The organism is Metabacillus lacus, assembly GCF_009674805.1.
Taxonomy (GTDB): domain Bacteria; phylum Bacillota; class Bacilli; order Bacillales; family Bacillaceae; genus Metabacillus_C; species Metabacillus_C lacus.
On the sequence record NZ_WKKI01000015.1, the window covers coordinates 22,725 to 35,726 of the forward strand.

Here is a 13,002-nt window from a genome sequence, read left to right on the forward strand (position 1 = left end):
ATGTGCACATTTGACTTTCTGGTCATAATCACACTGGATATTTTACAATTACATCACACTCATAAGATCCGCCGGTCAAGGAGGACATCAATTGAACATTTCAGAAAAAGAGAAAAAAATCATTCAGTCAGCGATGAAGCTGATTTCATCTAAAGGCTTTTCTTCTACCTCTATTCAGGAGATTGCGATTGAAAGCGGAATTTCCAAAGGTGCATTTTATTTACACTTTAAATCTAAAGAAGAGTTGCTAACTGCTATTTTTCATTATAATTTTGATTCTATTATCAATAATGTAAAGTTTTTTGAAGGCACTTCTTTGCCACCAAGAGAAAAGTTCATCAAGCAGCTGACTGCATTTTGCGAAAGTTTTCTCGGTCATAGAGAATTTATGGTCATGCTTGCAAGAGAACAGGCGATCCCGCTCAATACAAATATTAAAGAGATGATTTACACAAAGATTTTTCAAATGTACAGCTTTCTTAAGGATGGGCTACTTGCGATATACGGGCCTGACATAAAGCCCTACTCCTGGGACTTAACCATTATGCTTGAAGGCATGACCAAAGGCTTTATTAAAACAATGCTGTTTGAAGATAAGAATATTGAGGTTAAACAGTTAATAGCTTATATGATGAACAGGCTTGACAGCCTCGTGGCAGGCATGCAGGGAGAACAGCCCTTTATCTCTGAAGAAAAAGCAGCTGACATATTTCATAAAGCAACTGAGTACTTTTCTCAGAATGGGCAGAGCGATAAAACCCTCATTCAACAAATGAAGAGCATGGCAAAAGAGCTTGAGGACAGTGAAGATGTTCTCATCAGCCTGGAAGTGCTTGAAGCGGAAATTCTAAGCGACAAGCCGAGACTGCCGGTGATTCAAGGAATGCTGTATAACATTAAGGAAGTTGATGCGTTAAAAGAGCATAGCAAATTGCTGATCAACATGTATCAACTGAAACTTTAATGCACACCTTTTCGTTAAAATAAAGGTGTGTTTTTTTTGAACATATTTAAATAAGGACAATATTCAAAGAAATTTCGCAGACTAGCAAAATGGCTTTTTTCAAGGAAATATGGGAAGCTGCTCCATGCTGAATAGGCGGAATATCTCCATTTATATATGGATAGTGGCTAAATGTCCTTCATAAGGCGATGAAGGACAAAATTGAGTGGAACAGCAAGTACAAGGCGCCTAATCATGACAACAAAGAAAAAATAAGCGTAAGAATTTCCGCTAAATTCAGAATAGGCCATTTTTGAGAGTGAATAAGGGAATGAATTCCGCTTAAGCTGCTAAAAATACTCCATTTTAAGGTTTTTTAGGTGCATAGACGGAAATCCTCCTTTTATTTAAGTCCATTTTCGTCGTTTTTTCTGAATAGGCGGAGTTCCTCCTTTTATATGGATAATGACTTTCACAAGGCGCCTCCCCATCCTGCCGTCGAGTATATGTAACTAAGCATTTACACAATCTTATAGACTTGAAAAAATTTCAATTTTGTCTTCGGCAATCAAGCGGACATTTTACAGTTATTTATTCAATGAGATGCACAACCAGTTTTTCTGCTCCTGCAGTTCCGGGGTTTTCTGATAGATAAAATTACGGGTCCGCATCCTTTAAGGATTAACAGATGACTTTAGAATTTACTTGTTTGGAACAATGCTTACTTTGATTGACTGACTGGTCAATTAAACCATATCAAAAAAGTGCTACCCAGGGAGGGCAGCACTTTCATATTATTTGCCAAGATATGCTTTCAGCATCCAGTTATGCTTTTCAAGGCTTTGATGAATGGCCAGCAGCATATCACCGGTTGTTTCATCTCCAACTTCAGCAGCCAGGTCCATTCCTTCTTTCAGCTCTTCAGCTACTTGAGTGAAGTCGCTGCAAACCTGCTCTACCATCTGCTCAGCAGTTTCCTGCCCGTTAGCTTCATCAATGGAAGAAAGTTCAAGTATTTCTCTCATTGTAGCAACCGGCTTTCCTTCCAGTGCCAAAAGGCGCTCTGCCAGTTCATCTATGTGAACTGCCGCTTCCGTGTATAATTCTTCAAACTTTTCATGAAGCGTAAAGAAATCCTTACCTGTTACAAACCAATGGTAATTATGTAATTTAACATATAACACAGTCCAGTTTGCAACTTGCTTATTTACAGTGTTCAAGAGTTGTGGTGTAGACATCTTACATTCCTCCTTTAATTAAATATTACCCTCTTTAGTTTGCACGAAAACTTACATAACTTTCATGAATTTTTCTTATTACTTCCCACATTTGTTAAAATAGATTGTGGACAGTTATCTTAAAAAGAAGCTGCCGGTGCTTACTGCAAACGAAAGTATTTCTACACTTGATCTCGTAAAGGAGTGCTAGCTATGTATATAGTTATGGCCATTTGCATGGTGATTGTTTTGATTGTCCTGTTTTTGAGTGTTATCACCACTTCTAAAGCATATCAGTATAAGCACACGATTGATCCTGCAGGGAAAGATGAAAAATCATCAGCAGGAGAAGACAATAGAGAGGAAAAATGAGTCTTCTTCATGTATTAAAGGGGAAGTGTCACCTCCTTTTTTAGACTTCTCTTGTGTGTATGGTAACAGAGCGCAATCTCTATTGTCTGCAGATACAAACAGGATTCATTTGTTTCACTAAAAAGAGCATCCCGAAATGCCGGGATGCTCAGAAGCAGCTCTAGTAATTCTCGTATACATAGGGTTCGCTGGGCTGCTCTATCTTTTCTATGCTGTTAATTTGAAGGTATGGCAGGTTCCAGTCATTATATGTGGTTTGCTCAAGAACGCCGCTGACCCTTACCCACTGATCTTCCTCTAAAGCTTCCCCATCCGGCATCGCGGCAAGCGTACCGTAGACTGATGCATCTGCCACACAGCAGGAGAGTCCAAATCTCGCTACAACAAACTGATTACTTTCAAAATCAGGCTCTCTGTATACGAAACCGATCAGTTCCATTTCCTTGCCGGCAAATTTCTCGGGAAATTTATCAATAATATTTGTCATTTGAATGTATTGTTCTTCTGTCAGAGTAATTTTATCGGACTGAAGCATCTCTGCTTCCAGTTTCTCATAATATCCTTCCGGCGGTGCCTCAATTTCAAAACCTTCAGGATGTTCAAGAGGCACGTCAGATTGGGGCTGATCTGAGTCAGTATTTCCTGATGCATTTCCCTCTACTCTTTCTTCCAGCTGTTTCATATACTCTTCAGGGTCACTCAGGTACAAATCAGCCAAATCCTGGTCAGTCAGCCTGTCTGACTCTTCTGCAGGTTCCTGCTGCTGCTGGACCAGACCGCTTTTAAAACCCCTTTTTGAGGCTATAGAGCTGTCGAGAACCACTTCCGGAAACATAAAGCCTGTGATAATAGGAAAAACAAAAAAAGAGTAAATCACAAGAGATTGAAGCGGCGAGTTTTTCTCACTGTGCTCAAAACCACAATTACAAACAACTTCTTCATCGTTTTTTGATCCGCTTCTCCAGATTTGAACTACTCCAAGTATCAAAAACGTCACAACTGCAAAATAGATGAACGGCATCATCCTGGGAGCAATAAAATTGGTGATGTTTCCAGTCGTAATCAGCTTAAACATCAGCATAGTAAAACCAATCAGGATGATTCCTCTTATAAATACATGAAATCTGTAATCAGGACGATTGTTCATTATTGAAGGTCACTCCTTTTACTTCAGTTACCATAAACCTTTGATTCTACCAGATACCAAGGAAAAACTGCTGATAGATCAATATTGCAGCATATACTGAAATTGTCACAACTCCTATAAATACTAGCACAAATCTTGCTTTAAAAAACGCAAAAAGCATAATTGTATTCTTCAGATCAACCATGGGACCATAAACCAGGAAGGCAAGGAGAGAACCAGCAGAAAACGTTCCGCCAAATGACGCTGCAACGAACGCATCCGCTTCGGAACAGAGTGAAAGGATATAAGCAAAAGCCATCATAATGGCAGGAGATATCCATTCATTCGTACCCATAGCCGTTATAACGCTTCGGTCGAGGAACGTCTGAAACAAGCTGGCGATGAAAGCTCCAAAAATTAAGTACTTGCCCATTTCAAAAAATTCATCTATAGCATGATAAAGGGTGCTCTTCACCCTGTTTCCCTTGACCTTAGCTTCCTCGCCAATAGATCCTGCTCTTCCAACCAGTTCGGCTCTTGTCCACTTTAACTGATCAGATTTCTTAAAAACGAGATACAAAATCAGACCGATCATGATAGAAAGCACAAAAGCAAGACCCATCCTTGCATATACAATTTCTTTTGTTGATTGAAAAGCAAAAAAAGTAGATGCAAACACTACAGGGTTTAATATTGGAGCACCTACAAGGAAAACCACGCCTACGTGGAGCGGCATTCCCTTTTTAATCAGCCTTCTCACAATTGGAACAATTGCACACTCACAAATGGGAAAAATTGCTCCCAGCAGTGCTGCCGGAAATAAAGCCATAATAGCATTTTTTGGAAGGAAACGCTGAATGGCTTCCTCTGAGACAAAGGTCTGGATAAGTGCTGAAACAAATACTCCCAGCAGTATAAATGGAATAGCTTCCAGTACAATACTTAGAAAGATTGTATTCACATTCAGAAAACTTCTTGGTATCTCCACAGGAAGTTCCTGAAAATCCACAAACAAAAACAGGTATAGAAACAAGCCCATTAAGGCAAGGGCAATTCCTTCCTTTACATATGATCCTGACGATTTTCTCATCTGGCAAACTCCTATTCTAAACAAAAATCTGTCTCTCATTATATCATACGAATTTCCTCTCTCAATTATGCAATATCATACGAATTCCCTCTCTCATTTATGCAAAAAAATAGAGTCGGAGTCTCTCATCCTTCCGCGTCTGATAGAAGCTGAAGCTATCGGGACTTTTCGTAAAAAACCACAAAAAAAAACGGAAGGCATATTGCCTCCCGCCGGTTTTCAGCTTTTATCCAGATGAAACAGGATAACCTGCGCCGACTGTCGCTGCAGGTGTTCTCTCTTCATTGATTGTCACTTTATATTCTCTCATTTTTGTTAAATTCCGGTCTCTTGCAAATGATAAAAAGGCTTGTTTAGAATCTGTCAGCTGCCTCTCAATTTTTGAATTGACCCATTTAGCCAAAAACTTATTCAGCTCTTTAAGCCAGACTGCTTTTTCCTGAATGGGCATTTCCGAACCTGCGAACAAAATGCTTCTGCCCGTAATTAATTCTTTATTTAAATATTTTGCAATTAACAGATTTTTCTTCTCCTCATCTTTCACATAATGCCTGATGATTCGAAGAGATGCTTCAAGAGTCTTATAGTACTCTTCCGGATTTACAGGTATCATAGAAGCATGTTCTTTGTTTGTATGATTGACAACATAATAGCAAGGATAATCTCCAACAATTGAAATGCCGGAAGCCAGTATATATGCCTTCACCATGAAAGGCTGATCCTCGGCAGTGCAGACACCTACAGGAAAGTAAATATTGTTCTTCAGCAGAAAGCTTCTCCGGAACATTTTTGTAGGACCGATTGCGTTTAAAACGCTGGATTCAAATACGGTTGTTTTCGGCTGAGTTTTTTTAAACTTAGCTACTCCCCGCCCGTTTACACCCGTAAATTTTCCAATGATAATGTCGGTATCATTTTCTTTGCCCATTTCATACATCCTGTCCACAGCTTCTGGTCCAAGATAATCATCTACATCCACAAAGAATATGAACTCTCCCGCAGCATGTTGGATCATATAGTTCCGCGGTGAACCAGGGCCTCCCGTGTTTTCCTGATGGTGTACTGTGATATTATGATATTTGGCTGCGTACTCCTCAAGCACATCGCCGCTTGAGTCTGTAGAACCATCATTAACCGCTATTACTTCTATCTCATGCTGAGGCATTGTCTGATTGATAATGGAATCCAGACAGGTGCTGATATGAGCTTCTGAATTGTAAACAGGAATTCCAATCGTTACTTTAATATTACTCATGTTACCACCTCAACAATCTTTAATCTCAAATCTCCCTCCTATTCCATACCTCTAACAGACATAATCAAAACTTCTATTTTTAGTTTTTTATGATAATTTTTTCCTATTAAAAAGCTCGCCGTGGTTATTATGGCCTTATCTTCAACCATCCCCAGACTTTCTCCAACATAGGACGGGGGATGGATGCATTCACCAGTCCCTCCCCTCTCTCAATAAAACCTAAAAAAGATTCAGGCATCCTGAATCTTTTTTAGGTAATGATGAACTTTCTGTGCAATTCGGTGACAACGCAATAAAGGAAAGCCACAATCCATGATTTCCAATTCAGCTGTTCAGCTGCTGATCATTATGCTTCAAAGACATGAATCAGTTCCTTTGTATATGCATGTCTATCCTCTGAAAACATGTCTTCACTATTAAAAGAATCTATAATTCTCCCTTTATTCATTACAACGATGCTGTCGCTCATAAATCGGACAGCAGCCAAATCATGAGAAATAAACAAATATGACAGCTGAAATGTTTCCTGCAAGTCTTTGAGAAGGTTCAATACATTTCCTTGAATAGATACATCCAGGCTGGCTGTCGGTTCGTCAAGAATAATGAGAGAAGGCTTAGTGCTGATGCTTCTGGCAATTGCCGCTCTTTGCTTTTGGCCTCCGCTCAATTCATGCGGATAACAGTCAAGATACCTTGCAGGAAGCCCTGTCAAATCAAATAAATAAGAAGCATAATCTCTTCTGGACAGAGGCTTTTTTTGCGAAGTATCAAGCGGCCAAACTTCATTTTTCTGATTGTCCAGGGGCTCCATCACTGAGGTTAGCATTTTTAATTTAGGATTAAAGGAAGCAGCCGGGTTCTGAAAAACAACCTGAATCTTTTTTCTTGCTTGGGCAATGCTGGCTTTCTTCCGTGGATTTATGAGCTGGCCATCCACTATAATACTGCCTTTATCTGCTTTTTCAATAAAGGTAAGGCATTTAGCAAGCGTGCTTTTTCCGCTCCCGCTTTCTCCCACAACACCTTTGCATTCTCCTTTTAGTATTGAAAGAGAAACGTCGCTTAGTGCCGTGCTGCCTCCGGGAAATGTTTTAAATAGATGTTCAGCCTTCATCATATATTCATTGTTTTTCATTTTCATCACCAGTTATCTTTGTATTGTCATCAGCCTTTTAGGAGGCTTTCTTAAAGAGGGAATAGAAGAAAAGAGCTTTTGGGTATAGGGATGACAGGGGTTTTCAAAAATAGCTTTTGTTTCACCGCTCTCTGCCAGCTCCCCATTCAGCATAACTGCCAGACTGTCTGCATATTTTTTCACATGCCTAAGATCATGCGTAATAAAAAGCACTGCACAATGCGTTTCACTTTTTAAATCTGCAATTAATCGTAATATGCTCGCTGCTGTAATACTGTCCAGTGCTGTAGTAGGTTCATCTGCGATAAGCAGTTTTGGCTTTAAAATCATTGCCGCACAAATAGCAGCCCGCTGCAGCTGCCCTCCGCTCAGCTGTGAGGGATAGCTGCCGTAAACTCTTTCTCCTGGCAGACCCGAGCGTTCAAGCATGTTTACAATGTTTTGCTTTCTTTGAGGTTTTGACAGACTGGTATGAACCTTTAGCATTTCGTCAATCTGCCTGCCGACTTTTAAAAAAGGAGTAAATGCACCTTGATAATCTTGAAACACATAGGAAATACCTTTACCTCTGAATGCTCTAAGTTTTTTTTCTGTCAGTCTCGTCATGTTGTTTCCATCAAAAACGATGGATCCTCCGCTTATGTTCAGCTCATTTGGAAGCAGTCCTCCGATCGCTGCAGCTGTTACACTTTTGCCGCTCCCGCTTTCACCTGCTAAAGCCAGCCATTCACCTTTGCTAACAGAAAGGGAAAGGGATTGAACGATTTTCGTTTCTGCATGAGTAATAGTCAGATTTTCTATTTCAAGTATGTTCAAGAGAAACCTCCCTTTTGTTTTTTTACACCAAAATGCTCACGTAAAGAATCCCCAAGCAGGTTGGTCAATAAAACGATGATGGCAATCGCCAGGCCGGGAACCAGCATTAAGTGGGAAGCGTGATAGAAGAATGCCCTTCCTTCATTCAGCATGGAACCCCATTCAGGTACTGGTGGCTGTGCACCCAGCCCGATATAAGAAAGAGACGCAATCATGAGAATCACTTTTCCCATATCAAGGGTGCTTAGTACCAGAACATTGCCTGTCACATGAGGAAGCATGTGTTTCATCATAATCTTAAATGGACTAAGACCGCTGATTTTTGCCATAGTTACATAATCTTTACTTTTTTCGGTAAGCACAGTGCTTCGTACAAGCCTTGCATACGATACCCATTTAACCGTTATGATTGCAATCATTAAATTGAGCATTCCTGGGCCGAGCAGACCGCTCAACACAATTGCAACAATATAGTCAGGGAATGCCAGGAAAGCATCAACAAGTCTCATAAAAAGCCTGTCAAGCCATCCTCCAACATACCCTGATAACAGTCCCATTGGAACACCGATACAAACAGAGACAGCCAGCACCGCAGCGCTGACTCCAACAGTTAATTTTGCGCCGGCGAGCGTTCTTGCCAGTAAATCACGACCCATATGATCCGTACCAAGCCAATGCTGCCAGCTTGAAGTTTGGAGCCTGTTGTCCATCTGGACTTTCAAAGGATCATGGGGAACAATGTAAGGTCCTGCTATAAAAATAAACGCGAGTAAGATGACAAGAGTGAAACTTAACATAAGGGGATGAATTTTGTTCATCTATTATTCATCTCCTTTATAGCAATGTCGGGATTTAAAAATCGGTAGGAAATATCAACTAAAATATTAATGAGCGCTACAAAAATTCCCATAAAAAGAATATAGCCCTGAATAACTGGATAGTCTCTCCGAACAATGGAGTCAATAATCAGCTGCCCTACTCCAGGATAGGCAAACAGTACCTCGATGATCACAGTTCCGCCCAGAAGACTGCCCAGGCTGACTCCAAAAATAGTTACTACCGGAGCTAACGCATGTCTGAAAGCATGCAGCCAAAAAATCCTCGCTGAACTCAGTCCTCTGGCTCTGGCAGATGTAATAAAATCCTGACCGAAACTCTCCAGCAAGCTTGATCTAAGAAGCCGTACATATACTGCTGCCATCGCCAATCCCAGTGTTAGAGAGGGCAAAACAAGATGAAAAAGGCTTCCCTTGCCCATGGAAGGGAAAAGCCCATATTTTACAGAAAACAATTGTATAAAAATGAGACCAAGCCAAAAGCTTGGGATTGATGCTCCAGCTATGGCGAAAAGTCTGCTGATATGGTCAATCCATCTATTCTTGTAAAGAGCGGATAATGTTCCAAGCGGAACAGCAATGAGCATCATCACCACTAAAGAAGAAAACGTTAAGGCCAAAGTAGAAGGAATTCTTGCTGCAAGTTCCTCAATTACAGGCTGCTTGGTAATATAGGAATTTCCAAAATCCAGTTGAAAAAATCGGGACAGCCAGTTTGCATACTGTACATATACCGGCTGATCCAGACCAAGCTCCGTTTGTAAACTTTCCATTTCCTCTTGTGTAACAGCTAAATCATCCACCTGCAGCATAAGCTTTACTGGATCTCCTGGAGCAAGCTTCATAAATACAAAGCTGATAAAAGAGAGTGCAATAAGAAATATAAACAATTCGCTGAGCCTGCGTCCAACCAGCTTCAATTTAATTCACATCCAAGTCCTTTGTAATCATATAATACTCACTCTTACTCGTTTGCCAGTTCTCTACTCCCTTTTTAAAGGAAACATAATTGTTAGGATGCACGATGAATGAATGAAGTACTTCTTCCTGGATGATTTCACCTGCACTTTTTGCTATTTCATTTCTCTCCTCAACCTCAACAGTTGAATTCAGCTGTTGAATTATTGTTTTCAGCTCATCCTGTTCCATGCTGTTATAATAAAAGGCTCCTCCATCCATATAAGCTGAATTCAAGAAATAGCTTGCATCTCCTCTTGGTGCAGTGACAAGACTGTATGTCGCCAAGTTCCAATCATTATTTTCCGCAAGAAATTCATCAATATTTTCTACAACTTTAATGTTAATTCCTATGCCCAGCTCTTTTGCTTCCGATTGTAATAACTGCGCAATCACTGGTAGCTCCGGGCGGAATGAGGTGGTTGCAACCTGAAACGAAAGTGGACTACCATTTAGATAAGCCTGTCCATCCTTTACTTCCACACCTGCTTCTTCAAGATAGCCAGCTGCAATTTCTGTTCCATGTTCATGCTTAGCAGGATCAATAGAAAAAGGGAAATCTCTTAAAAATGGCCCATTTGCTTCAATTGCCTGTCCCGTCATGACGCTTTTAGCGATTTCAGATTTATCAATTAATGCGTCAATTGCTTTACGAATGTGAACATTTTTCAAAGCTTCATCCTCGGTGTTATACATGAGAAGATGAGTACGCGGGCTTGGTACCACATCAGTGATAATATCTTCATCTTTCTTTAATGTCTCCAGGCTTTCAATAGAAGGCCTGTAAACGATGTCCGCATCTCCTGATTGAAGAGCCAGTGTTCTTACATTTGCGTCATCGTTAAATGTCATTGTGACAGTATCAAGGTTTACTTCTCCATCCCAGTATTCATCAGATTTCTTCAATACCAGACTGCTTCCAGCCTGAAAAGACTCTGCCTTGAAAGGACCTGTGCCTACTGGACTTTTGGCTATATCTCCTTCATCTGCAAGGATGACAGCTGTGTTAGGATGAATAAGCTCTGAAGGAAAATGAGGTATAGATTCAGTCAGCGAGATGACAAGCTCTTGACCCTCTGCTTTCAGGCTTTCTATCTTTAATGCATTGTTGATCGCTTCACTGACCTCAATGTTTCTTTCGAATGAAGCCTTTACTGCTTCAGCGTCTACTTTTTCTCCATTTTGAAACTTGGCATTTTCATTTATCATAAACACCCATGTTTTACCATGATCAGCAGTACTCCATTCCGTCGCAAGCCACGGCTCCAGTTCCAAATCCTCATTAATTTTAACCAGTGTCTCTACCATCCCTGCCCTCAATGGCGTCCAATTTAGATGAGGATCAAGTGTATCGCTCGGAAAATTAGATAAAAACGTTATTGCTTTTTCCTCTTCACCGTTTCCTGTTTCCTGACTGTTCGTACATGCTGCTGACACAGCTAGAAAACTAATGCTAAATAAAACAACTAGTAACTTTTTCATATTGTTCTTCTCCTTAAAATGTAATGTTTACGATTTAGATTGTATTTTTTCATAAAGTTCAGGAGCTGATGGCTGTCTCAACTAGTAATGATTTCGATTCACAATAATTAATAATAGTGGTTGTTTTAGTATTTGTAAATAACTAATTTCATTTTATTGTTTTGCACTTGAAGAATAACTGCCTAAGCGGGCAGGAGCGGGCATAAAAAAAAGACACCGAATAGTTCGGTGCCTTTTTCTTCTTATTCAAAAACTTTTGCTAAGTTCTCTTTTTCCTGCTTTAACCAAAAGTTCATCATTCGCTTAGCTCCATCAAGATCGTGGAGTTTCGCCTGTCCGCATTGTTCTTCATTTGCAGCCGGAATTTCTGTAATTTCTACAGCTTCCTTAAAGGTATCTTCAAGCAAATCAATGATTTCCTGCACTTCCGGTGTTCCGCTCACAACTAGGTAGTAGCCTGTTTGGCATCCCATTGGAGAAATATCAATAATATCAAAATGATCGTATTTCTCAGCATATTTACGGATATTAAAAGCAAGCAGATGCTCCAAAGTATGGATTGTGTCCGGCTTCATCGCTTGTTTGTTTGGCTGACAGAAACGAATATCAAATTTATTAACAACACCGTCAGTTCCAACTTTATGGACACCGCAATGTCTTACATATGGAGCTCTCACAGCATTATGATCTAATTCAAAACTTTCAACTGAAGGCATGAAATACTCACTCCTTTTTTTAATCTATTACCTATTATACACCTAATTCCGATAAATTTCATCCATTTTGTCTGAGTTCTGTTTAGAAGAGACTGCTGGATTTTTTCGGCTGATTGAGTATACTGATACTAACGGAAGGTGAGACAAATGAAAATCATTTTTATAAGCATCATTAAACTGTATCAAAAAGTCATTTCGCCGCTAAAGCCGCCAACGTGCAGATTTTATCCTACCTGTTCACATTACGGGCTGGAAGCTATCCGAGTGCATGGAGCTTTAAAAGGCGGACTGCTGACTGTGATCCGCATCTTGAAGTGTCACCCATTCCACCCCGGCGGCTTTGATCCTGTACCTCAGAAAAAAGAGGATTAATCCTGATGATATCCATTTATGACTTCTTCCAGCTCTCCTGTTTCAGGATTGATCACTAAACCGTGTACCGGAATATTACTGGCAAGAAGTGGATGGTTTTTAATAACTCCTACACTGTGCTTTACACTTTCCTCAACACGGTCAAACCCTTTAAGCCAATCATCCATACTGATGCCTGAATACTCCAGAAGATCAATCCTCTCCTGAGGAATTCCCCTGTTTCTTGCCTTTTCAAGGAAAGATTCTGCATTTAATTTACTCATGCCGCAATCATGATGGCCAATGACACAGATTTCGTCAGCATTTAATTCATATACAGCGACCAGCAGACTTCTCATAATACTGCCAAAAGGATGGGCTACGATTGCACCCGCACTCTTTACTATTTTAACGTCGCCATTTCCTATTTTCATAGCCTGGGGAAGCAGTTCTACCAGCCTGGTGTCCATACAGGTCAGGATCGCAAGCTTTTTGTCAGGAAATTTTGTAGTTTGATACTTTTCATATTCTTTGTTTTTCACAAACTCACGATTATGCTCAAGAATGTTACTCAGTAATGTCATTGGTCCGCTCCTCCATAATTTAGTCAAGTTAACTATAGCATACCCCTTGTCAATACGTCTTACTTAGGATACTATTGACGTGACAAAACGTAACGATTACTATTTGTAATATTTGGGAGGAC

General features: G+C 40.2%; 14 protein-coding genes. 3 read left to right on the forward strand and 11 right to left on the reverse strand.

Annotated features, from left to right (window positions below; genetic code table 11):
* Positions 1-91: 91 nt before the first annotated feature.
* Entirely contained in the window at positions 92-964 is an 873-nt protein-coding gene (locus GJU40_RS09680; RefSeq protein WP_154307561.1) for a TetR/AcrR family transcriptional regulator, read from the forward strand.
* Positions 965-1,737: 773 nt separating this feature from the next.
* On the opposite strand, the gene GJU40_RS09685 is transcribed toward GJU40_RS09680, so the two are convergent.
* A complete protein-coding gene (locus tag GJU40_RS09685; RefSeq protein WP_154307562.1) occupies positions 1,738-2,181 on the reverse strand; it encodes a Dps family protein in 444 nt (147 codons plus the stop codon).
* Between the two features lie 192 nt (positions 2,182-2,373).
* Here GJU40_RS09685 and ytzI point away from each other — a divergent pair, with 192 nt between their 5' ends.
* Positions 2,374-2,532, forward strand: a complete 159-nt coding sequence (gene ytzI, locus GJU40_RS09690; RefSeq protein WP_154307563.1) for a YtzI protein — start codon at positions 2,374-2,376, stop codon at positions 2,530-2,532.
* Positions 2,533-2,692: 160 nt separating this feature from the next.
* On the opposite strand, the gene GJU40_RS09695 is transcribed toward ytzI, so the two are convergent.
* The 9 genes from GJU40_RS09695 to GJU40_RS09735 all read right to left on the reverse strand — a co-directional run bounded on the left by GJU40_RS09695 (position 2,693) and on the right by GJU40_RS09735 (position 11,945).
* Positions 2,693-3,679, reverse strand: a complete 987-nt coding sequence (locus GJU40_RS09695; RefSeq protein WP_154307564.1) for a TIGR03943 family putative permease subunit — start codon at positions 3,677-3,679, stop codon at positions 2,693-2,695.
* A gap of 46 nt (positions 3,680-3,725) precedes the next feature.
* Positions 3,726-4,748, reverse strand: a complete 1,023-nt coding sequence (locus tag GJU40_RS09700) for a permease (protein ID WP_154307565.1) — start codon at positions 4,746-4,748, stop codon at positions 3,726-3,728.
* Between the two features lie 226 nt (positions 4,749-4,974).
* Positions 4,975-6,003, reverse strand: coding sequence for a glycosyltransferase family 2 protein (locus GJU40_RS09705; RefSeq protein WP_154307566.1), 1,029 nt, complete (start codon positions 6,001-6,003; stop codon positions 4,975-4,977).
* A 346-nt stretch (positions 6,004-6,349) separates the two neighbouring features.
* Positions 6,350-7,138 (reverse strand): ABC transporter ATP-binding protein, encoded by a 789-nt coding sequence (locus GJU40_RS09710; RefSeq protein WP_154307600.1) that lies wholly within the window; start codon positions 7,136-7,138, stop codon positions 6,350-6,352.
* A 12-nt stretch (positions 7,139-7,150) separates the two neighbouring features.
* A complete protein-coding gene (locus GJU40_RS09715) occupies positions 7,151-7,954 on the reverse strand; it encodes an ABC transporter ATP-binding protein (RefSeq protein ID WP_154307567.1) in 804 nt (267 codons plus the stop codon).
* Positions 7,951-8,751, reverse strand: coding sequence for a nickel transporter permease (gene nikC, locus GJU40_RS09720; protein WP_246188334.1), 801 nt, complete (start codon positions 8,749-8,751; stop codon positions 7,951-7,953). The genes GJU40_RS09715 and nikC overlap by 4 nt, the downstream gene beginning before the upstream one ends.
* Before the next feature lie 17 nt (positions 8,752-8,768).
* The gene (gene nikB / locus GJU40_RS09725; protein ID WP_154307569.1) at positions 8,769-9,710 is read right to left on the reverse strand and encodes a nickel ABC transporter permease; all 942 of its coding nucleotides are present in this window, start codon (positions 9,708-9,710) and stop codon (positions 8,769-8,771) included.
* A gap of 1 nt (position 9,711) precedes the next feature.
* On the reverse strand, positions 9,712-11,229 hold the full coding sequence (gene nikA / locus GJU40_RS09730) for a nickel ABC transporter substrate-binding protein (RefSeq protein ID WP_154307570.1): 1,518 nt from the start codon (positions 11,227-11,229) through the stop codon (positions 9,712-9,714).
* Positions 11,230-11,471: 242 nt separating this feature from the next.
* Positions 11,472-11,945, reverse strand: a complete 474-nt coding sequence (locus GJU40_RS09735) for an S-ribosylhomocysteine lyase (RefSeq protein WP_154307571.1) — start codon at positions 11,943-11,945, stop codon at positions 11,472-11,474.
* Positions 11,946-12,092: 147 nt separating this feature from the next.
* Here GJU40_RS09735 and yidD point away from each other — a divergent pair, with 147 nt between their 5' ends.
* Positions 12,093-12,317, forward strand: a complete 225-nt coding sequence (yidD, locus tag GJU40_RS09740) for a membrane protein insertion efficiency factor YidD (protein WP_154307572.1) — start codon at positions 12,093-12,095, stop codon at positions 12,315-12,317.
* Here yidD and GJU40_RS09745 read toward each other — a convergent pair.
* Positions 12,314-12,880, reverse strand: a complete 567-nt coding sequence (locus GJU40_RS09745) for a beta-class carbonic anhydrase (RefSeq protein ID WP_154307573.1) — start codon at positions 12,878-12,880, stop codon at positions 12,314-12,316. The genes yidD and GJU40_RS09745 overlap by 4 nt on opposite strands.
* Positions 12,881-13,002 lie beyond the last annotated feature (122 nt).

What these genes read in the sequence shown, in the direction of transcription:
- ytzI (WP_154307563.1), top strand. Translation starts at nt 2,374, where the DNA reads ATGTATATAGTTATGGCCATTTGCATGGTGATTGTTTTGATTGTCCTG.
- GJU40_RS09695 (WP_154307564.1), bottom strand. Translation starts at nt 3,679, where the DNA reads ATGAACAATCGTCCTGATTACAGATTTCATGTATTTATAAGAGGAATC.
- yidD (WP_154307572.1), top strand. Translation starts at nt 12,093, where the DNA reads ATGAAAATCATTTTTATAAGCATCATTAAACTGTATCAAAAAGTCATT.
- GJU40_RS09705 (WP_154307566.1), bottom strand. Translation starts at nt 6,003, where the DNA reads ATGAGTAATATTAAAGTAACGATTGGAATTCCTGTTTACAATTCAGAA.
- nikA (WP_154307570.1), bottom strand. Translation starts at nt 11,229, where the DNA reads ATGAAAAAGTTACTAGTTGTTTTATTTAGCATTAGTTTTCTAGCTGTG.
- nikC (WP_246188334.1), bottom strand. Translation starts at nt 8,751, where the DNA reads ATGTTAAGTTTCACTCTTGTCATCTTACTCGCGTTTATTTTTATAGCA.
- GJU40_RS09700 (WP_154307565.1), bottom strand. Translation starts at nt 4,748, where the DNA reads ATGAGAAAATCGTCAGGATCATATGTAAAGGAAGGAATTGCCCTTGCC.
- GJU40_RS09745 (WP_154307573.1), bottom strand. Translation starts at nt 12,880, where the DNA reads ATGACATTACTGAGTAACATTCTTGAGCATAATCGTGAGTTTGTGAAA.
- GJU40_RS09685 (WP_154307562.1), bottom strand. Translation starts at nt 2,181, where the DNA reads ATGTCTACACCACAACTCTTGAACACTGTAAATAAGCAAGTTGCAAAC.
- GJU40_RS09735 (WP_154307571.1), bottom strand. Translation starts at nt 11,945, where the DNA reads ATGCCTTCAGTTGAAAGTTTTGAATTAGATCATAATGCTGTGAGAGCT.
- GJU40_RS09710 (WP_154307600.1), bottom strand. Translation starts at nt 7,138, where the DNA reads ATGAAAAACAATGAATATATGATGAAGGCTGAACATCTATTTAAAACA.